The 21,527-nt window shown below is 58.4% G+C and carries 23 protein-coding genes, 1 tRNA gene and 1 pseudogene; 17 read left to right on the top strand and 8 right to left on the bottom strand.

Features of this window, described 5'->3' with window-relative positions:
- The 3 genes and pseudogenes from FHX16_RS30750 to FHX16_RS30740 all read right to left on the bottom strand — a co-directional run.
- Window positions 1-81 (bottom strand): annotated as a pseudogene (locus tag FHX16_RS30750) (GNAT family N-acetyltransferase); the annotation flags it as partial.
- A 34-nt stretch (window positions 82-115) separates the two neighbouring features.
- On the bottom strand, window positions 116-946 hold the full coding sequence (locus FHX16_RS30745) for a sugar phosphate isomerase/epimerase (RefSeq protein WP_259132097.1): 831 nt from the start codon (window positions 944-946) through the stop codon (window positions 116-118).
- Window positions 947-1,040: 94 nt separating this feature from the next.
- Entirely contained in the window at window positions 1,041-2,048 is a 1,008-nt protein-coding gene (locus FHX16_RS30740; RefSeq protein WP_259132095.1) for a LacI family DNA-binding transcriptional regulator, read from the bottom strand.
- A gap of 141 nt (window positions 2,049-2,189) precedes the next feature.
- On the opposite strand from FHX16_RS30740, the gene FHX16_RS30735 reads away from it, so the two are divergent.
- The 4 genes from FHX16_RS30735 (at window position 2,190) to FHX16_RS30720 (ending at window position 5,409) form a co-directional block, all read left to right on the top strand.
- Window positions 2,190-3,224, top strand: a complete 1,035-nt coding sequence (locus tag FHX16_RS30735) for a sterol desaturase family protein (protein WP_259132093.1) — start codon at window positions 2,190-2,192, stop codon at window positions 3,222-3,224.
- Window positions 3,225-3,402: 178 nt separating this feature from the next.
- Entirely contained in the window at window positions 3,403-4,332 is a 930-nt protein-coding gene (locus FHX16_RS30730; protein ID WP_183863003.1) for a sugar ABC transporter substrate-binding protein, read from the top strand.
- A gap of 211 nt (window positions 4,333-4,543) precedes the next feature.
- Window positions 4,544-5,065, top strand: a complete 522-nt coding sequence (locus tag FHX16_RS30725; RefSeq protein WP_259132090.1) for a DUF992 domain-containing protein — start codon at window positions 4,544-4,546, stop codon at window positions 5,063-5,065.
- Window positions 5,066-5,160: 95 nt separating this feature from the next.
- The gene (locus FHX16_RS30720; protein ID WP_259132088.1) at window positions 5,161-5,409 is read left to right on the top strand and encodes a hypothetical protein; all 249 of its coding nucleotides are present in this window, start codon (window positions 5,161-5,163) and stop codon (window positions 5,407-5,409) included.
- Between the two features lie 309 nt (window positions 5,410-5,718).
- Here FHX16_RS30720 and FHX16_RS30715 read toward each other — a convergent pair whose 3' ends face one another.
- On the bottom strand, window positions 5,719-6,660 hold the full coding sequence (locus tag FHX16_RS30715) for a lytic transglycosylase domain-containing protein (protein ID WP_183862999.1): 942 nt from the start codon (window positions 6,658-6,660) through the stop codon (window positions 5,719-5,721).
- Between the two features lie 216 nt (window positions 6,661-6,876).
- On the opposite strand from FHX16_RS30715, the gene FHX16_RS30710 reads away from it, so the two are divergent.
- From FHX16_RS30710 to FHX16_RS30700, 3 genes are all read left to right on the top strand, one after another.
- Window positions 6,877-7,641: a TIM barrel protein gene (locus tag FHX16_RS30710; protein WP_183862997.1), complete on the top strand. Its 765-nt coding sequence runs from the start codon at window positions 6,877-6,879 to the stop codon at window positions 7,639-7,641.
- Between the two features lie 126 nt (window positions 7,642-7,767).
- Window positions 7,768-8,994 carry an adenylate/guanylate cyclase domain-containing protein gene (locus FHX16_RS30705; protein ID WP_183862995.1) on the top strand — a complete coding sequence of 409 codons (1,227 nt, stop codon included), beginning with the start codon at window positions 7,768-7,770 and terminating at the stop codon, window positions 8,992-8,994.
- Window positions 8,995-9,097: 103 nt separating this feature from the next.
- Window positions 9,098-10,429, top strand: a complete 1,332-nt coding sequence (locus FHX16_RS30700) for an FAD-binding oxidoreductase (RefSeq protein WP_183862993.1) — start codon at window positions 9,098-9,100, stop codon at window positions 10,427-10,429.
- 145 nt (window positions 10,430-10,574) lie between these two features.
- On the opposite strand, the gene FHX16_RS30695 is transcribed toward FHX16_RS30700, so the two are convergent.
- The 3 genes from FHX16_RS30695 to FHX16_RS30685 all read right to left on the bottom strand — a co-directional run bounded on the left by FHX16_RS30695 (window position 10,575) and on the right by FHX16_RS30685 (window position 11,900).
- Window positions 10,575-11,027, bottom strand: a complete 453-nt coding sequence (locus tag FHX16_RS30695) for a GlsB/YeaQ/YmgE family stress response membrane protein (protein WP_259132087.1) — start codon at window positions 11,025-11,027, stop codon at window positions 10,575-10,577.
- Window positions 11,028-11,176: 149 nt separating this feature from the next.
- A tRNA-Glu gene (locus FHX16_RS30690) sits at window positions 11,177-11,251 on the bottom strand.
- A gap of 100 nt (window positions 11,252-11,351) precedes the next feature.
- On the bottom strand, window positions 11,352-11,900 hold the full coding sequence (locus tag FHX16_RS30685) for an alpha/beta fold hydrolase (RefSeq protein ID WP_183862991.1): 549 nt from the start codon (window positions 11,898-11,900) through the stop codon (window positions 11,352-11,354).
- 326 nt (window positions 11,901-12,226) lie between these two features.
- Here FHX16_RS30685 and FHX16_RS30680 point away from each other — a divergent pair, with 326 nt between their 5' ends.
- From FHX16_RS30680 to FHX16_RS30645, 9 genes are all read left to right on the top strand, one after another.
- Window positions 12,227-13,498, top strand: coding sequence for a site-specific integrase (locus FHX16_RS30680; RefSeq protein WP_259132085.1), 1,272 nt, complete (start codon window positions 12,227-12,229; stop codon window positions 13,496-13,498).
- Between the two features lie 195 nt (window positions 13,499-13,693).
- Complete coding sequence (locus tag FHX16_RS30675) at window positions 13,694-14,041, top strand: AlpA family transcriptional regulator (RefSeq protein WP_259132083.1); 348 nt, start codon at window positions 13,694-13,696, stop codon at window positions 14,039-14,041.
- Window positions 14,038-14,547, top strand: a complete 510-nt coding sequence (locus FHX16_RS30670) for a hypothetical protein (protein WP_259132081.1) — start codon at window positions 14,038-14,040, stop codon at window positions 14,545-14,547. The genes FHX16_RS30675 and FHX16_RS30670 overlap by 4 nt, the downstream gene beginning before the upstream one ends.
- A gap of 156 nt (window positions 14,548-14,703) precedes the next feature.
- On the top strand, window positions 14,704-14,871 hold the full coding sequence (locus FHX16_RS31770; RefSeq protein WP_405049346.1) for a helix-turn-helix domain-containing protein: 168 nt from the start codon (window positions 14,704-14,706) through the stop codon (window positions 14,869-14,871).
- A 464-nt stretch (window positions 14,872-15,335) separates the two neighbouring features.
- Entirely contained in the window at window positions 15,336-16,262 is a 927-nt protein-coding gene (locus FHX16_RS30665; RefSeq protein ID WP_259132079.1) for a bifunctional DNA primase/polymerase, read from the top strand.
- Window positions 16,255-17,463: an AAA family ATPase gene (locus FHX16_RS30660; RefSeq protein WP_259132077.1), complete on the top strand. Its 1,209-nt coding sequence runs from the start codon at window positions 16,255-16,257 to the stop codon at window positions 17,461-17,463. The genes FHX16_RS30665 and FHX16_RS30660 overlap by 8 nt, the downstream gene beginning before the upstream one ends.
- A gap of 202 nt (window positions 17,464-17,665) precedes the next feature.
- On the top strand, window positions 17,666-17,908 hold the full coding sequence (locus FHX16_RS30655; RefSeq protein ID WP_259132075.1) for a hypothetical protein: 243 nt from the start codon (window positions 17,666-17,668) through the stop codon (window positions 17,906-17,908).
- Between the two features lie 635 nt (window positions 17,909-18,543).
- A complete protein-coding gene (locus FHX16_RS30650; RefSeq protein ID WP_259132073.1) occupies window positions 18,544-19,125 on the top strand; it encodes a terminase small subunit in 582 nt (193 codons plus the stop codon).
- Window positions 19,126-19,153: 28 nt separating this feature from the next.
- The gene (locus FHX16_RS30645; protein ID WP_259132071.1) at window positions 19,154-19,483 is read left to right on the top strand and encodes a hypothetical protein; all 330 of its coding nucleotides are present in this window, start codon (window positions 19,154-19,156) and stop codon (window positions 19,481-19,483) included.
- A 398-nt stretch (window positions 19,484-19,881) separates the two neighbouring features.
- Here FHX16_RS30645 and FHX16_RS30640 read toward each other — a convergent pair whose 3' ends face one another.
- Entirely contained in the window at window positions 19,882-20,268 is a 387-nt protein-coding gene (locus tag FHX16_RS30640; protein WP_259132069.1) for a hypothetical protein, read from the bottom strand.
- Window positions 20,269-20,529: 261 nt separating this feature from the next.
- On the opposite strand from FHX16_RS30640, the gene FHX16_RS30635 reads away from it, so the two are divergent.
- A complete protein-coding gene (locus FHX16_RS30635) occupies window positions 20,530-21,171 on the top strand; it encodes a recombinase family protein (protein WP_259132099.1) in 642 nt (213 codons plus the stop codon).
- Window positions 21,172-21,527 lie beyond the last annotated feature (356 nt).

Here is a 21,527-nt window from a genome sequence, read left to right as displayed (position 1 = left end):
GGCCCGCGGTCCCTCCAGCTGCACGGTCATCACTTCCAAAGGCTTGCCAGCCTCAACGGCAACGGCGGCGCGAACGTCCATGTCGAGTGTCTCCTAGATTGTTACTTGCGATCGATTAGGCGGTGCGCGCCCAGAGTTCTTTTACGCGGTCTTTCAGCAGCAGCGCTTCCTCCCACCGGTCGGTGGTGTCCTCGCCATCACGGCCGGTGATGGCATAAGGCTTTGGGCCGAGTTCGCAGGTGAAGGCGAGTGTATCATCTGGTCCGGCCCGGCGTCGCCAGCTTCGAAAACCATACTCCCACCACTCCATGAAGAGATCGAGCCATGGCTGATGGTGCGGGAAGGAGATTTCGATCTGCACCTGTTCGCGCGACGCGACCCGCCCATGGAAGGACCACGAGCTGTCGAGAATGCGATGGATCATGGCATGGTTTTCCGCCGACACCGGACAGGCGAATTCGCGCCCGACCAGGAAGTGCGACAGGTCGCCGAGCAGCCGGAGATTGGGAAGCTGGTCCAGGAGATCGAGCGTGAAGAAGAGGTCGGTGGTCATCCGGTCGCGATGGGTCTCGACATAGACCGGAATCTTGGCCTCTTCGCTCAACCGCTGCCAACCTTCGAGCAATGAAAGACAGTCCTCGATGCGGCGGAGCCGGACGTCGGGTTGGAGACAGAGGTGGGCAACACCGTATTCGGCAGCGTTCTCGAGTGCGGGCTTGAGGTCGTCGACGCTCTTCGGGAAGCATTGGCCCTCGGCCTTCAGCCCGTGAGGCTTTAGGAGAGAGTTCAGGCGCCTGACGTGGCTGCGGTCGTACCAATGGGCGCTGATGCCATCGAATCCGGCCTCTGCGATCCGTTCGATGCTCTCCTCAAGCGAGAGCTCCGGCTGGATGGCGCTACGGCGTTCCATTGCCCAGAGCGACTGGAAAACGGATAGGGATTGCATCGGCGCCTCCGCAGGTTCAGTTGACGGCTAGACAGCACGAAATCGCGGCGTTGGCGAGGCTATTCCCTGAGGTGTTTTGATCAATGCGCGACAGCTAGACGTTCTGGGCGTTAATGGTCATGAAGCGCACGGGATCGGTGGTGATCTCAGCTTTGATGATGTCGAGCTTATGCAGGATCATGTCGACGGCGCGACGTGCCTGAACCTCCGGCGTCTGGTCGATGCATATGTCCATGAGGCCGGACTGCAGATGCCGCTTCTTCTTATCCGTCAGTTCATGGCCGACCCAATAGACGTCCTTCTGCTTCGCCCATTGCTGTAGGACGATCGCCACGCCTTCATCGCCGCCGCCGGCCGAATAGACGCCGATAATATCGGGGTTGCGGCGAAGCGCCTCGCTTAACAGCTCCGCCGATTGGAGGTCGTCATCATGGCCGAACATGACAAGCGAGAAGGAATGCTCAGGAGAGCCTTTCTCGGCGATGTAGTCGGAGAAACCCTTGATGCGCTCGCGGTGATTTGCGTAGGCGCCGCTATGACAGAGGGAGACCAGCTTTCCGCTGCGGGCACCCAGCATCCCGGTCATGTAATAGGCAGCACAACGGCCGGCGGCATAGTCGTCGATGCCGACAAACGGGATGTCAGAATCGCAACGGGCAACGATCTGGACCACCTCCACGCCGGCTGTACTGGCTTTTCGGAGACTGTCGCTGACCCGCACATCGTCGGGCGCGCATATGATTAGTCCGGACCGCCGGAAAGCCGGGTTGGCAACATGGCGCGCCATACCAACGGGATCGCTCTCCTTGACGAAGGTCCGGTGCAAAATGACATTCTTGTCCAGCGATGCGGCGATCCGCTCGAAAGCCTGATTCAGTCGCGCGAAGAAGCTCGTCTCCGGGCGGACGAGAATGACCTCGATGCGGATTGCGCCGCGATTGAAATGCGACTGGCGTGTCCCGTACTCCAGCTTCTTGGCTGCGCGAATGACCTTCTCGATGGTTTTGTCCGTAACACCGCCGCGGCCATTGATGACGCGCTCGACGGTTGCCAATCCGAGCTTCGCCTCTCGGGCGACATCCTTCAAAGTCACTTTGGACATGTTTGGCTCCTCCCACCGAAACTATCGGCTAGCGGCAGCATATGAGCACAGTTGCAAAATGAGGAAAACACCTCAAGCAATGTGTGGGCTCCCGCACACTGCTTCGGTATCTTCACAGGTAATCGATACGGAGGAGTGGCGATGGACGATACACTTTACGGAAAGCGCAACAAACGGGGCGATTGGGCGCCCGCCAAACTGCTCTCCTATCCGCCGGTCTTTGTATGGCCGGTTCAGCCGATGCGATTCCTGAAGTGGGTCTTCGGCTATCCGGGATATTTAATGCCCTGGAACGTTCTTTACGCCGTCATCGGGACGTTGGTCTGGCTGTACGCGACGCCATCCTTCGAAACGACGAAGACCTTCTCGATCGGCTGGATCGCGTATCTCCTGGTGCGCAACGCCACGCTCGTCTTCGTGTTCTTTGGAATGTTCCACCTGCGCCTCTATATGCAGCGCAAGCAGGGAACGAGCTTCAAGTACAATGCCAAATGGCCGTCGGTCGGCAATGACGCGTTTCTCTTTGGAAACCAGACCATCGACAACGTCATCTGGACGTTTGCCAGCGCCGTGCCGATCTGGACTGCCTTCGAGGCCGTCACGCTCTGGGCATTCGCGAACGGCATCATTCCCTATGTCTCGTTCGCGGAACACCCGGTCTACTGCGGCATCGTGATGTTACTCATCCCGACATTTCGGGATCTGCATTTCTACCTCGTGCACCGCCTGATTCACTGGCCGCCGCTCTACCATGCGGTCCACAAGCTGCATCACAACAACGTCAACCCCGGCCCTTGGTCCGGTCTGGCGATGCATCCGGTCGAGCATCTGCTCTACTTCTCGGGCGTGTTGATCCACTGGATCGTGCCATCCAACCCGGTGCATGCAATGTTTCACCTCGTACATGCGGGGCTTGCTCCGGCCCCGGGCCACGCCGGCTTCGACAAGATCGTCCTTGGGGAGGACAGCGCGATCGACACCCATGCATACGATCACTACCTCCACCACAAGTACTTCGAGTGCAACTACGCTGACGGCGTGATCCCGCTCGACCAGTGGTTCGGAACCTTCCACGACGGCTCGGCGGAGGCGCAGGAGCGGATGGACAAGCGGTTCATGGAGCAGGCCCGTCGGCGCCAGGAGAAGAAGGCGAGGCAACAGCAGCAGGCAGGTTGAAAGATCATTATCCTCCCAAGCTTAGCCCGGCTAATTGCCGGGCTTTTTGTTTTCTTCGATACTGGCAAACGTCGCCAAGTTGAGGTTTTTTCATCACAATTTTCGCGGACGAGGGGAGTGGGGGCAGCTACCGTCTTGATGCGGACATCGGGTGCCGCACCATCTCTGGGAGGAGAACATGCTTAGATTCCTGAGCGCCAGCGCGCTCGCCCTGGTGCTTGCAACTCAAGCTCATACCGCCGAACGCATCGGCGTTTCGATGGGAACGCTGTCGAACAACTTCCAGACATTGATCGTCAACGGCATGGACGCCTACGCCAAATCGATCGGTGTCGAGTTGCAGATCGAAGATGCGACGACCGACGTCAACAAGCAACTTGATCAGGTCCGCAACTTTGCGACCAGCGGTGTATCGGCAATCATCGTCGATCCCGTCGATTCCGACGGCACGCCTGCGCTTAGCAAGGTTGCCGAAGAGGCCGGCATTCCACTGATCTACGTCAACGTGCAGCCGACCGATCTTTCGACGCTTGGCAAGCAGCAGGCGTTTGTGGGTTCCAACGAGGTCGAATCCGGGACGTTGCAGACGAAGGAAGTCTGTCGGATGCTCGGCGGCAAGGGCAATGTCGTTATCATGATTGGAGATCTGACTAGCCAGGCGGCTCGGCAGCGGACACAGGACGTGCATGACGTCATCAAGACAGCCGAATGCAGCGGATTGAACGTGGTTCAGGAGCAGGTCGGAAGCTGGAGCCGCGTCAACGGCGCCGACCTTGTGTCAAACTGGCTGACCTCGGGTCTGGAGTTCGATGCCGTGATCGCCAATAACGACGAAATGGCGCTCGGTGCCATAGCAGCGTTGAAGAATTCTGGTGCCTCGACAGACAAAATCCTCGTCGCCGGAATCGACGCTACGCCTGAAGCGTTGCAGGCAATGAAGGTCGGCGACCTCAAGGTTACCGTGTTCCAGGACGCGAAGGGGCAAGGCAAGGGGTCGATCGATGCGGCCCTCAAGGCGGCGAGGGGTGAGAAGTTGGACCGTGAGGTCTGGATTCCGTTCCAGCTCGTCACTCAGCAGAACATGGCTCAATTTCAAGACCTGAACTAGCTCGGATCGCCTCACGCTCTGAGCCCATCGATCACGGCCATGCTTTTTGCATCGCCGTGATCGACCCGTTTCGGTGGTCTGTTCGCAGCAGGCTCGTTCTTGTCATACGGCGTCGTCTAGGCTGCAAGATCGGAAGGGCAGCCATGCATCAGCGGTATTGGTAAACCACGGCAATACGCTATCTATCTTCAGCCAATACAAGGAGAAAATGATGAAGAAGATCGCAACCGTTGTTGCTGCTGCATCCCTGGTGCAAGCCCTGGCCTCGAGCGTCATCGCGGCTGATTTGGTGAGCACCTACCAGGCGCCCGAAGCTGACCTGCGCGATGGGGTCAAGATCGGGATTCTGACTTGCGATGTCGGCGGCGGCGTCGGTTACGTCCTCGGCTCGGCGAAAACGGTCGATTGCGTTTTCAGCCCGGTTTCGAATGCTGAAGCGCAGGACCGCTACGCAGGTGCGATCCGCAAATTGGGGGTCGATGTCGGGTTTACCACGCGTGGCCGGATCGTCTGGGCGGTGTTTGCCCCTACCGCCGGATACCATCGCGGTTCACTCGGCGGCCTTTATCAGGGTGCGTCGGCTGAAGCGACGCTTGTCGCCGGTGTCGGCGCCAACATCCTCATTGGCGGCACCAGCGGCTCGGTTCAGTTGCAGACGTTGAGTGTGACTGGCCAGCTCGGCCTGAACGTTGCTGCGACAGGAACGTCGATGACGTTGACGCCGCAGGGATAAAGCGAAACCCGCCGGCGATCGTCCGGCGATCACGTTTGGATCTGGCCGCGTTTATGTGCGGCCAGATTTCGGGAGCTCGATATGGGAGGGAGAGCATGAGATATTCCGCAATACTGGTTGCGGCGGTGCTGGCCGGCTGTACGAGTGCGCCACCTCCTGAGCCCATTCAGGGAAGCATTACCTATGGACGCGTGGTTCACTCGCCCTTTCCGCCGGGAACGGTGGTCAAGAACACGTTCCTTGGAAAATGGGGCTATCGCGTATTCGAGAAGTATGTCGTCCAGCCTGATGGAACGCTCAAACTAACCTATCAGGAAACCGGCCCGGACTTCCTGACGGACTGACCTAGAGCAGCCGCTTCGACCTCCGCTATCGAAGCTTCGGTGGCTTGGCGAGCGGATTTGGCTGTGTCTCATGTTCGGGGGCATGGCGTCCGAAGAGCTTGTGCAGCTTGCGCTCTTCTGCGGAATCAACGTCGTTTCGTCGTCCGCGATTGATGACGCTTCGGCCCCGCGGCCCCGGATTTCTGATCTGTCTGTTTGGCGTGCTGTGCATAGCTCTTTCCTCCCGTGAGGGAAACGCGCAACTCATTCTAATGTTCATGGCCGCGAGAGAAAAGGCGTCTGGTTTCCTGCATGGAAGCAGATACTGGCTCAGTTTCTGAAAACCGTGCATGCCGCACCGGCCGCACGCACTGTCACGCAGACCTTGTCAGCTTCGGCGCGGGTCTGCCTGCCGATACGAGCAGCGTAGCGCGGCCTGAAGCCGAAGCTGCGGTCGCGCACACGCACGATGACCGGCTCTTCGGCTGCGAGCGATGCAGGAAGCTGACGTGCTACGGCCGAAAACAGACGAAGGGCCGCTGCGTCGTTGCTATGGGCAGCAACTTGCGCACCCCAAGGCGCCCAGGGGCCCTGTTGAACCGATGCGGTTTCGGTAAGACGACGCTTGCTGGCAAGCTCGATGCAGGCGTCGATGAAGGGTTTGCTTGGACTCAGAAACTGAGCGGCATCGACTGGAGGATCGTTCTTCCACTGCTCGACGGTGTTTGCCGTTATGGCAAGGACGTAGCTGCGTGTCTCGAAGGGCAGCAGACCGGTATCGAGATAGTCGGCGAGCCCTTGTTCACCGGCATTGTAGGCAGCGGCAGCGAGGCCGAGATTGCCAAAGCGTGTTCGCAGATCGTCGAGATATCGTGCTGATTCCTTGAGGGATTCAAGGACATCGAAACTATCCCGCAATCCTCGCAATCTGGCGGTTCCGGGCATGAACTGGGCGATGCCCTGCGCGCCCTTCGGACTGATGGCGCCCGCCTGGAAGCGGCTCTCCCGCCAGATCAGACGAGCAAAATACTCCGGCGGCAGACGGTTCTCCTGAGCGAAGTGATCAATCGCGACGCAGAGATCGCGGCCATATGTTTCGCGGGTGATGCAAAGGCGCTCACCGGAGTTCGGGACGTCGAGAGAATAAACGCATACGCGATGTGAAGTGGCCGCGGGCGGCTGGGAAAGGGCCGTCTTGGGAAGCGCCAGCATAAAGCCGGCCACCAAGGTTACGACGCCCGCCTTGCTAAACGATACGCCCACCGCAGTCATCGTCCCTCTGTCGCCATTCCAAGCTTTCTCAATCGTGCTGGAAAAAGATACGCCCGTCATCGAATGACGGGCGGAGTTGGGAGATTAATACGCCTTCACACGTTAGCAATGCTGAATATGACGTCAAGACGGAAACAACGCGCGGGAGGTTTTTGCCATATGCCTGTTGCCTCCGCTCGACTATGGTCGACCAGTTCCCGATTCAGTGAGGCCGCCATGAGACTTTCTGCTTGCATCGAATGGCTGTTCGCAGCCGAGGCCGAGACCTTCGCGGACAGGATCCGGTTTGCGCACAGTCATGGTGTCGAGGCCGTCGAATTCTGGAGATGGACGGACAAGGATATCGGCAGCATCGAATGGGCGCTGACCGAAACGTGCGTCCAACTTACCAGCTTCGTGGCCGAACCGATGATCGCCTTAACTGACAGAAACAACAAAGAAAACTTCCTGAAGGGGCTGAAAAGTTCTGTTGAGACTGCCCGACGCCTCGGTGCGCATACGTTGATTGCCCAGGCAGGTAATGATCTCCCTGGCAAGTCCCGTGAAGAGCAGAAGGCGGCTCTCGTCGAGACGCTGACCGCTGCCGGCGAGTTTCTCGAGGGTACTGGTGTCCGCCTTGGACTCGAGCCGCTCAACACGTTGATCGACCACGTTGGCTATTTCCTGCACTCAACGATCGAAGGCATCGAGATCGTGAGGGCGACAGGGCGGCCAGAGATCGGCATCGTCTACGATGTCTATCATTCCGCAGTGATGGGGGAGAATACGGCAGAGGTCATAGCGGACAACATCGACCGGGTTTTCCACGTCCATATCGCCGATCATCCGGGAAGGAACGAGCCGGGTAGCGGGAACATCGACCTCAAGCACCGCGTCGATTGGCTCGTCCAACATGGTTACGGCGGCGCGATTGGACTCGAATACAGGCCTTTGGCGTCGAGCGCCACGACCATCGCAGAGACACGGCGTTTGCTCGGCTAAGAAACAGCGTAACTCATCCTTGGTCGGTCCCGGCTATTTCAATTCGACGCGCCGTGTACCATCTAGCTGGTGGATGGATAGGGTCTTCCGCAATCGGGAGACGACCGTGTTTTGTGGAGCGTAGTTATGCAATCCCTTTCGGACGTACCTGTGGACCTCATGGAGCACAGCGAGGGCGTGTGGCCCGCGCGTCGACGCAAGATTATCGATTGGCTGGTCAACGAGACGCGCGGCGAGAGGTTCATCGACAACATATTTGTGCAGATGTGCCAGCGGCTGCGCGACGAGGGCGTGCCTGTCGCACGCGCATCGTTGCATTTCCGAACGCTTCATCCGCAATGGCTGGGTGCGCGCATCCTCTGGCGCACCGGCCTGGCCGAAGCCAAGATCGATACGTTCGCCTATGGGGTCGAGAAAACACCGCAGTTTCAAAACAGCCCGGTGAACGAGATCTTCAGCGGCGCAGTCGAAGTACGCAGAAACCTCGAGATAATGCGCGATGGCGACGGCCACCACCAATTCTATGACGAAATGATACGTGAAGGGCTAACCGAGTACGTCGCCTGGCCAATGGAACACACGCTCGGCAAACGCCACATCGCGACCTTTTCCAGTGACCGTCCCGGTGGCTTTACAGAAGAGCATATCGCCTTCCTAAAAGACGTTCTTCCGGCATTGACGCTTGTGAGCGAAATTCGCACCAAGAACATTCTTGCGCGCACTTTGCTTGAAACCTACGTCGGGCCACACGCCAGCGCCGAAATTCTAGCCGGCGCCACGACCCGCGGCAGCGGTGCGACGGTCGGTGCTGCGATCATGATCTGCGACCTGCGCGACTTTACGACCATTTCGGATCAATGGCCGCGCGATGACGTCATCGAGCTACTGAACGGCTATTTCGACGCAATGTCGGAACCGATCGAAAAGCACGGTGGCGAAATCCTCAAGTTCATGGGTGACGGTATGCTGGCGATCTTTCCGCTGCGCGACGCCGCGGCCTGCCAGAACCTTCTGATGGCGATCAAGGAGGCGGAGCGTGCTGTCGCCGATCTCAACGAGCGCAATGCGCGCAACGGGCGCGAAGTGCTGCGCTACGGCGTCGGCGTCCACGTCGGCGACGTCATGTACGGGAATATCGGCTCGCGTCGGCGGCTCGACTTCACAGTGATCGGACCGGCCGTGAACGTAGCCTCGCGCCTGGAAAGCCTGACGAAGGAAATCAAGCGTCCGGTGCTTTTCTCCCGGGCTTTCGTCGAAATGGCCGCGTGCAAGGAAGGCATGGAAAGCCTCGGTTCGTTCCCGCTTCGGGGATTGGGCGAACCGGTCGACGTGTTTGCCTTCAAGCAATCCTGAAAGAATGCAGGACAAGGCACGGGCAGGGTTCCGAAATGAGGGATGGGGTTGTAGGGCTACCTTAGCCTAACGATCTTGAGTCCTGCCAGGAGACGATCCCCTCATGCCCGGTCCGTATGTCGTTCCCGTCCACGGTGACGAGGAGCTTCCGAAAGAATGCGACGTTGTCGTCATCGGCGGCGGTATCATCGGTTGCTCCACCGCGCTGGAGCTTGCCGAACGTGGCTTGCGCGTCACGCTCTGCGAGAAGGGCGGTATCGGCAAGGAACAGTCGAGCCGCAACTGGGGTTGGGTGCGCATCTCGATGCGCGATCCGCGCGAAGTGCCGTTGATGGCCGAGGCGCTGAGAATATGGGATGGCCTCGACAAGCGCACCGGTCGCGACACCGGCTTCAAGCGAGCCGGCATCATCTTCACCTGCGCCACCGAAAAGGAACTGGCCGACCACGAGCGCTGGCGTACAAATCTGGACGGCTACCAGATCGAATCCCGCATGTTGACCGCACGCGAATTCGGCGAAACGGTTCCCGGGTCGAGGCTCGACATGGCAGGAGCGCTCTATACGCCGGCCGACGGACGAGCGGAGCCGCAGAAAGCGGCACCGGCGATCGCTGAAGCCGCGCGTGACAAGGGGGCGACGATCCTGACGGAATGCGCAGTGCGCGGCATAGAGACTTCAGCGGGAGCCGTCAGCGGCGTGGTGACCGAACGTGGTGCGATCGCCTGCACGGCCGTCGTTCTGGCTGGCGGAGCCTGGTCCAGCCTGTTTGCCGGGCGCTTCGGCATCGACCTGCCGCAGCTCAAGGTATTGAACAGCGTGATGCGCACCAGACGGTTGGAAGGCGGGCCGGAGCAAGCGATCTGGGCGAAGGATTTCGCGATCCGCAAGCGGCAAGACGGCGGCTATACCGTAGCTTGCGGACACGACAACATCGTCGACATCGTGCCGGATTCGTTCCGTTATGCCGCAGACTTCCTGCCGGCGTTGCGGGCCGAGTGGAAATCGCTCTCCTTTCGCTTGGCCGGTCGTTTTTTCGACGAGTTGCGCATTCCGCGGCATTGGTCGATGGATGAGGCAAGCCCGTTTGAGCCTCACCGGGTTCTCGATCCGTTGCCCTCGAAGAAATTGACGCTGGATGCGCTAGGCGGCCTGAAAAGGGCGCTTCCGGTGTTCGAGAAGGTGGAAATCGCGCAGGGCTGGGGTGGCTATATCGATGTTACGCCAGATGCCGTGCCCGTCATCTCGGCCCTTGACGCCATTCCCGGCTTTCATGTCGCGACCGGATTTTCTGGGCATGGCTTCGGCATCGGGCCGGCGGCAGGGCGCTTGATGGCGGATATCGTTACCGGCCGGCCACCCGTCGTCGACCCGAAGGCATTTCGGATTTCACGCTTCAGCGACGGCTCGAAGGTGGAGCTGATCAGCGGCTTCTGACCACGCCGAGCCGACTTCCAATGCCAACCGCTTGGCAGAAGGTCACCGTGCGCTCTGGTTCGCGCCATCCCGCATGAACTGGATCTAAGAGGAAAAGCGTCATATCAGCGCTGGACTGACGCTCGCGTTTTTTGACCACCGTCGCTCACCAGTCGTCGGGAGCCCGCGGTGGTCGCATGCGAACTCGGACCAACCGTATGGGCAGCAACAGCAGACACGCGCCGAAAAAGCCGAGCCCGAAAAAAGCGACCCATCCGCCGTAGTGAAAACCCAGTCGCTCCGCGATTGCATTGAGGATAACGGCCCCAACGACCCCCGCGACGATATCGGTCGCTAGATGGGCATGGGCGTGCATGAATTTGTTGGCCATCCAACCGGCTACGCCTCCGACGATGACAGCCGTCAGCCAGTCAACCCGCCCTTCGGTCATGGAAGCACTTACGACGGTTGATAACCATTCAACTTGTCCTTCGTCCATGGCGGCACCTACGCTCAAATTCCGACTGTGCGACAATAGCACCGTGTACTCGGGCCAGAAGTACGCAACGGTAAATTTGCGAACCAAATGTTCGTTGAGCGAGCAAAGGGACTGATCCACCAAGCTCGCTATTTTGGGGCTTGGTTTCGATTGATTTCGCAGCCGTATCCATTTGCGCCCATTAGCGTTTTCGGCCGCAAGGGCAGGGCGTAGGTCGGTTCAGGCGCATTTTGTCGCGCAACCCAAAAACCAAATGATATCAATGGGAGTGGTACGCCCTAGGGGAATCGAACCCCTCTTTACTGAATGAGAATCTGTTGTCCTAACCGATAGACGAAGGGCGCATCAGCAAAAGAAATAGGAACGGAAGCGCGTTTCGACAAGACGCGCGAACTGAGCGAAAATACCGCGGCCACTCGGAAGCGGCGAGAGCGATGCCTAAGCTTAGGAGAGCAAACGAATGTCTGCCGCGACGTCGCTCAAATCATTGTTGAACTGGTGATCCCCGTGTTCGAGCATCCGAACCACAGCACTTGGAAACGCTTTCGCATAGAGATGAACATGGGCAGCAGGCACCTCCGCGTCCTCAGCGCTATGATAAAGATAGAGGGGAGTGCCGGCCGAAATGCGCCCTGGGACCTCGCGGCAGTCGGCCATGCCACTGCTTGACCATCCGCCTTCTCCGAAGAAGGGCGCCGCGAGGACAAACAAGCCGCCAAACCTTGGCTTGTGTTGTTCGGCAAACGCATGGATCAAAACAGTGCCGCCGAACGAGTGACCCACGAGAACTGCCCGATCCTCCAGCAAGTCGAGTTCGCTCGCCAGTGCGGCCTTCCAGACTGTGTAACTGGGATCGTCTTCGCCGGGCATCCTTGGGTAGCGGACAGCATAGTTTTCGCCAAGTTCGCGCTCAAGGCTCGCCACGAGCTGGTTATCCCAGTGGTCGTGGACACCTTCGCCCGCACCCTGAATGAAAAGGACTTGTTTGGCCATCGCCCATTTTTATTGGACGAGGGGCATAGCGCAAGACCGCCGCTTTCCGCAGAACGTTGCGAATGCGCGGCAATCATGCCGAAGAAAACTAAAAAATGTAATGAAATCAACACGAATGGCACGCCCTAGGGGAGTCGAACCCCTCTTCCCAGAATGAAAATCTGTTTTTGGCGATGACAGGCATTGACGGGCGGTGACAAAACTGCCCCCGTCGTTGACTTCGTTGGAAAATTCGATGACATGTTCTGTTAATCGGCGATAAGCGGCGACGCTTTAGATTGCCCCGGGCTTGCCCCCGGCGATATTCCCAGAACAAGGATTGCCCCGTGAAACTGACCCCCGACTTCCTGAAGACCGTCGAACCGCAAAAGGGAAAGCGGCTTGAATTCCGCGACGACGAAGAGAAGGGGCTTATCTTCCGCGTGACCGAGAGCGGCCACAAGTCCTGGAGCGTCCGCTATGTCGCGGCGACGACGGGCGAGCAACGCCGCGAGACCTACCAGTACCCCGAGATCGGGTTGGCACGCGCACGTGAGCTGTGCCGGAAGCTGAAGGGTGCTTCGAGCGAAGGCCGCGACGTGGCGGGAGAACGGAAGAAGGCGAGGGCGGAAACCGAACGCGCCAAGAAAGACCGGCTGGAACTGATCTCCGAAGCCTATTTCTCCGCCAGCAAGATTGGCGCGCAACGCGTTGGTTCACGTGTCAAACCGAAGTCGGAAACCACGATCGCCGAAGAGACGCGCGTCTGGAATAGCGACTTGAAGCCGAAGTTCGGTCAACGGCCGGTGACAAGCCTCACCAACCGTGAGATTGGCGATTACATATCGGCGCTGACGGCCACTGCGGCGTCGAAGGGCAGGAACGCCCATAGGCTTCTTCGGCAGATCTTGAATTACGCCATCCTTCGCGGCGTTATAGAGCACAACCCCGCCGACCGTGTCGCCGTCGTCGCCATTGGCGAACGAAAGCGCTATCTGTCCGACCCAGAAATAAAGGCCATGTGGGACCTACTCGCCAATATCGAGGAGCGCGAGAAAATCCAGATCGGCGACGAAATGGCGCTTCTCCTGCAATTTCTCATTCTTTGCCCATTGCGCGTCAAGGAGGTCAGCGGAGCGCGCTGGGACGAAATCGACCGGGGTAAGAAAGTCTGGACGGTGCCTGGTGAACGCATGAAGGGCAGACGGACTCACGTTGCGCCATTGTCGCCAGAAGCGTTCACCGTGTTGGAACGCGCAAAGCAGATCGTCGGCGACAAAACCTATATATTTGCCTCTCCGGTTACTGGACTTCCCCTGGCACGGCAAAGCATCGCGCATGCCTTCTCTCGCGCTTCGAAGCACCTGAAGTTCGTGGAGAGGGCGACACCACATGACCTCAGAAGAACCATGACAACCGCTTTAACTTCGAAAGACCGTTTGGGCGTCGGACGGGATATCGCGCGCCTTCTCTTGGCTCATGCCGACAATGGCGACACCATCAGCCGTCATTACGATCAGCACGACTATCTCAGCGAAAAAGCGGATGCGGCAGCGAGGTGGGGGCGCCTGGTAATGGAGATCGTTAGCGACATCCACGAGAACAGGAAACCATCCTGATTATTCAATAATGCTGAACGAGACAGGACAAGCCATATAAAGCCACCAGAGGACATAAGAAGACATACGCACCTGAAAACAAAGGGCTAATCTTCTCGGTCGTTCATAAATATTAGTATTTTCTAACTTTAGCGAATCCTCCACTGTTTTGTCGTGTCAATGCCCGACAAGCAACGGCAGTTGGAGAATAAAACAATGCGAAATTTCTATCAGATCATTCGTCCCGCCAGACTGGCAAAGATTCTGGACTGCTCTGAGCGCACGGTGTGGCGGGAAGTCAAAATGGGGCGGATTCCGCCTCCTATCCAGATAACTCCTGGCGTGGTCGGCTGGAGCGATACTACCGTCGAGCAAATTCTGGAAGACCGAATAGCCGGACGCATGGTCACGTTGATGCCGAAACCGGCAACCGAAATGGCAACCGAGAAACGCGGACCGGGGCGGCCAAAAAAGACCCCTCGAACTCTTGCAGGCTTAGAAGCCGACGAGACGCCGAAGCGAGGTGGCGGCCGCCCCCGCAAATCCCCGGAGGAGCATCTATGAGCAAGGAGCTTCTTGGCCAAAAGACGATCGGTGCAGCCGGTTTGGAGGCGATGGCCGACATGGGCGACTGGGCCGACGTGTTTGCTCAGGTCGCGCGGAGGCTTCTGAGGTCCCACGATCCCGAGGATATGATGGCCGCCGATCTCGTGCACAGATATCTTAGAAAGGGCCCCGAACCTGCAGAAACGGCGACTTGGAGGCCACCGCGGGTGGTCAATTGCAAAAGGATGCCGACCTGCGTGAGCGCGGAGTGCATGGTTTCCCGCAGTGAGATTGCGCTCACCGTTTATCTTGGCCTTCGACCCGACCCCCGGCCGTCGCAGTACGGGCGCGCTGCAGTGTTAGACCCGGACGAGCGGCGACGCTTGCTGCGGCGACGCGGCTTGTTAAAGGCGGTTACTGAGACATCGCTATTTTTCGGTATCAGCGAAAACGTGGTGCGGGATTGCTTCGAGGAATACTGCGAGAACCTTTTTTTGTTTGCTGACGAAATCAAGTGGTCATGACGAAAAGGAGGTTCGGGCTGGCGGACAAATCGTTATGAAATCGCTAAATGCTTGATTTCCAAAAAGATCTAAATCGTGGTGTCATGGGCTGAATACAGCATTCAAGGAGTGACGCCCGTGAACTTTGACAGAGTGTTAGAGCCTACCGATCCTATCATGGACCTTCTTGAACGGCTTCCTGACAACAGGGTGTGCTACTCGATCAAGGAGGTCGCCCACATGACAGGGATGAGCCAAAGGACGGTCTTGCGACGTATTGCCGACGGCAGCCTTCCTGCGATCCACAGTCAAGGACGGACGTTGATTCCGAAGACGTCTCCGTAGCTAACCACGATCAAAGCTTGCGTGATGGATGGAGTCTCTATGACCACGGTGATCTCTAACCGCAGATAGTCGACCACCTCATCGCGCGCAACCTGACCCTTGAAGGTGGTGTCCGATGTCTAGCAGCAATCCAGAATCCGACGACGAGCCACACTGCAGGATTACTTGCACCAAGTTTTACCGGCTAACGAACTCCGGTCCGCTCATCGGTTTTGCCGATCTCCATCTACCTGCGCCCTACCGCATGCAGCTCTATAACTGCCCCTGCTTTATGCACGATGGCGTCATATCGGTCCTCTTACCGAACAAGCCGGTGCTTTCGCTGGATGGTAGACATGCTCGCGACGAAGCTGGCAAACCGAAGTATGAGCCAGTGATCGCCTTTGATAACCAGCGGAGACATGCGCGATTCAGTAGCGCCGCGGCCGGGGCCGTCCGCAGACATGTGCCGGAGTTTCGTGGCGATGATGATTGACTGTGCGTCCGCTCAGATGGCCCAGGGCACGCGAGTATTTCAACAGCTCGTGCACGATCTACCGCCTCCTGAAGCCGCTTACTGGTACGCCGGGCAGGGGTTGCCCGTCTTTCCCCTGCGCTGGAACAAACATCCACTTACGAGACACGGCTATAAAGATGCAACGACAGAGCGCGGCCAGGTCACGCGTTGGTGGCAGCGCTGGCCTCTCGCGCTGATCGGCTGCCCGACAGGCACGCAATCTGGCCTGCTAGCCATCGACATCGATATGAAGCCTGGCGGACCTGACGGTGAGCGTGAGTGGAATAAGCTGCTAGTCCGATTTGGAGTTGGCGAGCCGCTGACGAGGATGACATTAACGCCCTCTGGCGGACGCCATCTCCTGTTCCAATACCCGATAGGGGGCGAAGAAATCCGCAACAGCACGAGCAGGCTTGCGCCCGGTATCGACGTGCGCGGGCAAGGTGGAAGTATCATCCTGCCGGGTTCACGGAATCCAAGCGGCGTCTATGAACTGCTCCGTGACGACATCGAGGCCGCGCCGCTGCCAGAGTGGCTCGCGACATATCTCAGGGTCCTGAGGGATATAGCACCGCCGCGAAAAGCGCCTGAGCGCCCTTTCAGCGTTGACTGCGATAACTGGCGGGCATGGGCGCTTGCCGCACTGGAGGGCGAGTGCAAGGCGATCCTGGGGGCCGCATCCGGCTCCCGCAACGATCAGCTTAACCGTTCCAGTTTCTTGATTGGTCAGATCGTCGGGAGCGGACTGCTGGCCGAAAGCGAGGCTACCGAATATCTTTGGCACGCCGCTCTTGCATGCGGGCTCTCCACTTTCGAGGCCGGGGGCACCATCCGGTCAGGCATGGGGAAAGGCATGGCAAACCCACGATGCCCAGCGGGGGCGCCAGATGATTGATGTTGGATGGATAGATAACGGACCGCATCCCGGCGAGGATGACCTTATCGCGGGGCCTCGTCAAAACGGTGCGCGATACGGATCGAAAACCCAGGACCAAGGGGCCGCTAGCGACACTGAGGAGGCGCCGGTTCCGCTGGAAACCGTCAGGCTCTCTCTCTTTGCAGGCGCCCCAGTGCCAGAGCGCCAATTCCTCGATCAGCGGCAACTTATGCCGATGCGGCAGGTAACATCTTTGTCGGGCGATGGAGGTACGGGAAAATCACTGCTCGCCTTGCAACTTTCAGTCGCTGTAGCGATGGGCCGCAAATGGCTCGATGAGGATGTGAAGAAGGGCCCCGTGCTGATCATTTCCGCCGAGGATGATCTGCAGGAGATCCATGCGCGAGCGGCGGAGATTGCCGCCGCGGAAGGGCTGGATTTGGAGGCTATGAGCGGTGTGGAGATCGTGGGTCTCGCCGGCGAAGACGTTGAACTTGCTACCGAGACTAAGCGGGGCAGAATAACGAAAACCCCAATTTATGATCGGCTCCTACTGAACATGGAGCAGCTTTGTCCCATCCTGCTGGTCATCGACAACCTTGCGGACGTTTTCGGCGGCAACGAGAACGTGCGCAGCCAGGCGCGACAATTCATCCGGCTTCTACGCAGGATCGCCATCGATTTCGATTGCGCGGTGCTCCTCCTTGCCCATCCGAGCCTCTCGGGCCTGAATTCCGGAGCCGGAACCAGCGGATCGACTGGCTGGTCGAACAGCGTTCGATCGCGGATGTTCCTACGCCGAGAAACGGACGCTGAGGGAAAGGAGGCGGATGAGCGAGTCCGCATCCTTCAACCGATGAAAAGCAACTATACCGCACTGGGAGAGCCGATTGGTTTGCGATGGGATTGCGGAGTGCTCGTCTGCACCGACAAACCGGTGCCCATTGACGAAGGCATCGGCAAGATCAGCAAGAGCGAGCGCGTTTTCATGAAGCTGATGGAGCTCTACGCAAAGCGGGGAATCGAGCTCTCGGCCGCGCCACAGGCCAGGAATTTCGCGCCGAGCGTCTTCTTTACTGGCGGAGAGCGGGAGGGCATAAGCAAGCCGGCTCTCATTACCGCGATGCTCGCTCTGCTCGATCAAGGGAAGATCAAGATCCTCCCCCTAGGGACAGGAACGCGCCAAAAAAGAGTCCTAACCATCGCAACAGGGGATTGAAAGATGCAACCGCAGATGTGGCGCGCTGCACAGTTTTCCGTTTGCGCGACGGTACCAGTCAAGCCACTGATATTGCTTAATTATCTATGTGTGCTGCGCTGCAGTCATATACTACGTATATGAGGGCCTCAGGAAAGGCCCACTCAATACGCATGGGAATTCGGCAACGCCGGAGCCGCCGATTCCGGCAAGGAGGAAGGCGATGACGAAGATTATTGATTCGGTCGCAGTCAAGCGAGCGAGATTCAAGAGGGACAGCAAACGCGCGGTCAACGCCATAATCCGAACGATGGATGCTCTGGCGCTCATGCTTGCCCAGTCGAATTCCGAAGAATCCTTTTCGGCTGCGCTCGATACCTTGGTGGATCAGATACAGAGGATGGCCGAAGAGGTGCGCTCCGAGTTGAAAATAGCTCTCCCGCCGGCGAAAAGCGGGCGCTTATGAAACGGTAACGCGGGGCCGATGATCCGGCACATGAGGAACGGACATGGAAATCGACGCAATTGTCAGACTCGAGGGGCGAGGGGTTCGGTGGTTGCCTCCGATCGAGTGGGATTTTGGTGGCACGCTACGTGATTTGGATGCGACGGCCGTTGATATCTTACGGAAAGAAGCCGCGAAGTTAGGCGGTACGCCTCCGGTCTGGCCGTTCTGCCGAATAGCGAAGTGCTTCTAGGATGTACTACTATGTGGACTTCCCCGGCGGAAAAGGAGTTTGTGACGAATTCGGTTCGGCTGTTCTTAATGGCGAGGAACGTCACCATGTACTCTTTCATGGGCGACGTTTGGACCGACGCGGAGCATACAACTGATGGGATCGTTGCGGAGAGCGTCAGCCGTGCTGGTCGGGTTTATACGACCGAGTTTAGGGTGATGCGAAGGCAAAGCGGCTTTCAGCTGAAGTCTGTCTCGAATAGATCCGACGAGCCGGTGAGACGCGGTCGGGGCTCGATGTGCGCCCTTTTCGGAGACCAAGGCGCTTCTAGCAACGCGTCTAATGACAATTTTCTGCGAAAACGCTGATTTCAATTTGGAGGTGGTGGCCGTATCTTCTTCTTTGTCACCACCAAGGTGCGGCGATGCCACCACTTTTGAACCAGCGACATGAAGCTTTTGCCCGTCTCATCAGCCGGGGAGAACCGGCATCGCGAGCGTACTCGTCGATCTATCACGTGACCGGCAATGTCGCGGAGACGGCTGGCGCTCGCCTGTTAAGAAATGTTCAGGTGGGCAACCGCATTGCGGAACTGAAACGCCAGGCTGCCCGGCGAACCGAGAAAACCGTCGCTTCTCTGGTTCAGGATCTCGATAATGCCATTGAATTTGCTCTGAAATGCAAAAAACCCTCGGCCGTCGTCGCCGCGATCGCGCTGCAGGCTAGGCTGCTCGGGCTGGAGGCTCCAAGGCAGCTGGAAGTTATGCACCGCCCGGCGCCGCTACCGACAAAGCTCCTCGAACTGACCGAGGAGGAGTGGCTGGCGCAGTTCTCCACTGGCACAGCCACTAGGCCGGCCCTGACGGAGGGCGCCAGGCAGTTGAAGGCGAAGAAACGGAACCTGAATGGACGCGGAGTGTGTCCAGCCGCGATTTTCGATGTTGAAGATGATGCGGGACCGGAGAGACCGGTCACAGGAGTAATCGATCTATATTACCTGCCGTGAGAACGTAGGGGCGCCTTGGGAGGTCGAGATGGGAAATGCGAAGGAAGCGCCAACGCGGATTACCCGCGAGGGTGTCATCTCCGATCTTAGGGAGCTGGCCGAACAGGCGGAGGCAGGTGGCCAACTGTGGGTAGCTCTGCGGGCACTAAAACTTGCATCACACATAGAGATCCACGGTCCTCCCAACCCTGTTCCACCTTCGGTCGACAAGATTATCGAGATCCGTGAGACCATCGTTCCACTGATCCGACGCTTCATGCCTGAGGACTTAAGCGAATTCGTAGCGACAACCGCGGAGCTGCGCAGGTGCCGGCTCGAACTGCTCGAGGCCGAGCGCGAGAACTGTACCTTGCACTGAGACGCAGGGCTTTTCGTTGACCATTGTCACCTTGGCATTAGCCGCGCCATTTGGGGCCAGTGAGATGTTTCAGTCAGAGGGGCCGTGGCATGGAGAATGAACGCGCACAAGGGGTGGCCAGACAAACGAAAGGCTCCAGAGGGGTTTCAGGTCTCGGAGCCTATCGTTTGGTTACCCGCGTTTCTGGCTTTCTTGCCTTGGTCGTGTTTTCACCGAACCTTGGCGTCTGAGCGCAAAAGCTCCGAGTGACCTAAAAACATACTGGCATTTAAGGGGTCGCTAATCAAGCCATTATTACTGACCTATTAGGGGTTTCATATCAGGCACATTGCAGAAGTGCCTCGCGCCAAACGCCTAGGGGCGGAGGGCGACGTTTCGCCACCGCCGTCAGTTCCGGATTATGACCGATCTGCAAGGAGGAGAGCAATGATCCCCGGCCTCTCTCGACGAACGTGCTCGGCGACGATAAGGTTCTCCTCTTCGTCTGTCCAGTCTCCATCGGGATCGAGGCAGAGATCGGCCGCGATATCATACGTGGTGCCCTGCAGGCTGTCGTGCAGCCACATCTCGATTCGTTCGCGTTCGTCCTCGGTCAGGTAATCCCCTGGGCGCGAAGCAATGAACCTGTTCCGGCACTCGTCGAACAAGCGCTCGAGGTCCTCGCCCGTAAACTGGTTGTCGGGAGCACTGCGCACGAGTCCCATCTCCTCGGCGATCTCGTCACCGTTGAAGTGGATGAAGTCGTTGAGGTCTTCCTCGTCTTCCTTAGAAAGCATCTTACTCATTGCATAGACATAGCACGTCGAGTCGTCGTGTGAAGATCAAGCGGTCGCCACCCGACCGCCGAGCGTCTCTATCATTTCCGGGGTGGAAGGGGATTGTGGTTGTTGGCCGAAGAAGTGTTTTCAAAAAGTCGCGGTTTCATTTGGGTATGCTTGGAGTGAACCGGTGGAATGCCGGTTGGAATGTGGTTCATAAAATCGCATTGACAAGTTAAAATGAACCGTCAATAAATGAACCAGCTTAAATGAACCGATAGAGTGTTTATGCTTGTTCGTGCCTATCTCAGAGCCTCAACGAGGGAACAGGACGCCACGCGCGCAAAGGCTGACCTGGTGCGCTTCGCCAATGAACGCGACCTGAGGATTGCGGCGACCTACGTCGAGAACGAGAGCGGCGCTTCGCTGGCACGGCCTGAGCTGTTCCGCCTGCTTTCCGATTGCCATCCTGGCGATATGCTGCTGGTGGAACAGGTCGACCGCTTGAGCCGTCTGAATGCGTCCGATTGGGAGCGACTGAAGTCAGAGATCCAGCGGATCGGCGTGCGGGTCGTGGCGCTCGATCTGCCGACGAGCTGGAACCAGATAGCGATCTCGGAAGGCGACGACATCCAGCGACGCATGCTGGATGCAGTCAACGGCATGATGCTCGACATGCTCGCCGCCCTGGCGCGCAAAGATTACGAAGACCGCCGCCGCCGCCAGCGCCAGGGAATTGAGAAAGCCAAGGGCGAGGGGCTTTACAAGGGCCGCCCGGAAGACCGGGAGCGCAACACTGCGATCATGCAGATGCTTGCCAAGGGCCAGAGCTGGAGCGCGATCGTCAAGGCAACAGGATGCTCGCGCGCGACGCTCTCCAAGTTGGCAAAGCGGGTGAAGGAGGGCGTGAAAGCGAAAGTTGCGGAGTAATCGATGGATGCCGTCAGAAGGCAGGGCAGGGCATTGCCCGCCACCGGGGTCAACGGTAGGCGGGGGGGTGGGGTCGAAAAGGGTCCCAACCAACCTTCCACGTCTGCGTCCTAGACGCCAGCCCGGTGATTCCAGATGCTTATTGTTTGCCTCCAGCTGGCCACGAAGCGCGGTGGTGCGTGCTGTAGGTATTGCGGCTGCGGGGCGCTTCCGGGCGCGGCTGTCGGTCCATACCATGACAAGGAGGGCGAACGTCGCGTGCGGTCTTGTATTTTCAACCTCGGAAGCGAGGGCGGTTGATCGTCCGACTTCTTGAAACATGGGGATGGGGCAGGGAACGCTGCTCTAACGGCGAA

The sequence above is a fragment of the Rhizobium sp. BK661 genome (assembly GCF_024808825.1).
Classification (GTDB): domain Bacteria; phylum Pseudomonadota; class Alphaproteobacteria; order Rhizobiales; family Rhizobiaceae; genus Rhizobium.
The sequence above is the reverse complement of the archived record's forward strand: the minus strand, read 5'-3'. Positions and strand labels throughout refer to the sequence as shown.

Coding starts and splice junctions, on each gene's coding strand:
- FHX16_RS30720 (WP_259132088.1), top strand. CDS start 5,161: ATGAGATATTCCGCAATACTGGTTGCGGCGGTGCTGGCCGGCTGTACG.
- FHX16_RS30735 (WP_259132093.1), top strand. CDS start 2,190: ATGGACGATACACTTTACGGAAAGCGCAACAAACGGGGCGATTGGGCG.
- FHX16_RS30635 (WP_259132099.1), top strand. CDS start 20,530: ATGCTTGTTCGTGCCTATCTCAGAGCCTCAACGAGGGAACAGGACGCC.
- FHX16_RS30655 (WP_259132075.1), top strand. CDS start 17,666: ATGACGAAGATTATTGATTCGGTCGCAGTCAAGCGAGCGAGATTCAAG.
- FHX16_RS30670 (WP_259132081.1), top strand. CDS start 14,038: ATGAGCAAGGAGCTTCTTGGCCAAAAGACGATCGGTGCAGCCGGTTTG.
- FHX16_RS30675 (WP_259132083.1), top strand. CDS start 13,694: ATGCGAAATTTCTATCAGATCATTCGTCCCGCCAGACTGGCAAAGATT.
- FHX16_RS30665 (WP_259132079.1), top strand. CDS start 15,336: ATGATGATTGACTGTGCGTCCGCTCAGATGGCCCAGGGCACGCGAGTA.
- FHX16_RS30740 (WP_259132095.1), bottom strand. CDS start 2,048: ATGTCCAAAGTGACTTTGAAGGATGTCGCCCGAGAGGCGAAGCTCGGA.
- FHX16_RS30710 (WP_183862997.1), top strand. CDS start 6,877: ATGAGACTTTCTGCTTGCATCGAATGGCTGTTCGCAGCCGAGGCCGAG.
- FHX16_RS31770 (WP_405049346.1), top strand. CDS start 14,704: ATGGACCTTCTTGAACGGCTTCCTGACAACAGGGTGTGCTACTCGATC.
- FHX16_RS30730 (WP_183863003.1), top strand. CDS start 3,403: ATGCTTAGATTCCTGAGCGCCAGCGCGCTCGCCCTGGTGCTTGCAACT.
- FHX16_RS30640 (WP_259132069.1), bottom strand. CDS start 20,268: ATGAGTAAGATGCTTTCTAAGGAAGACGAGGAAGACCTCAACGACTTC.
- FHX16_RS30645 (WP_259132071.1), top strand. CDS start 19,154: ATGGGAAATGCGAAGGAAGCGCCAACGCGGATTACCCGCGAGGGTGTC.
- FHX16_RS30745 (WP_259132097.1), bottom strand. CDS start 946: ATGCAATCCCTATCCGTTTTCCAGTCGCTCTGGGCAATGGAACGCCGT.
- FHX16_RS30705 (WP_183862995.1), top strand. CDS start 7,768: ATGCAATCCCTTTCGGACGTACCTGTGGACCTCATGGAGCACAGCGAG.
- FHX16_RS30650 (WP_259132073.1), top strand. CDS start 18,544: ATGCCACCACTTTTGAACCAGCGACATGAAGCTTTTGCCCGTCTCATC.
- FHX16_RS30725 (WP_259132090.1), top strand. CDS start 4,544: ATGAAGAAGATCGCAACCGTTGTTGCTGCTGCATCCCTGGTGCAAGCC.
- FHX16_RS30685 (WP_183862991.1), bottom strand. CDS start 11,900: ATGGCCAAACAAGTCCTTTTCATTCAGGGTGCGGGCGAAGGTGTCCAC.
- FHX16_RS30660 (WP_259132077.1), top strand. CDS start 16,255: ATGATTGATGTTGGATGGATAGATAACGGACCGCATCCCGGCGAGGAT.
- FHX16_RS30715 (WP_183862999.1), bottom strand. CDS start 6,660: ATGACTGCGGTGGGCGTATCGTTTAGCAAGGCGGGCGTCGTAACCTTG.
- FHX16_RS30700 (WP_183862993.1), top strand. CDS start 9,098: ATGCCCGGTCCGTATGTCGTTCCCGTCCACGGTGACGAGGAGCTTCCG.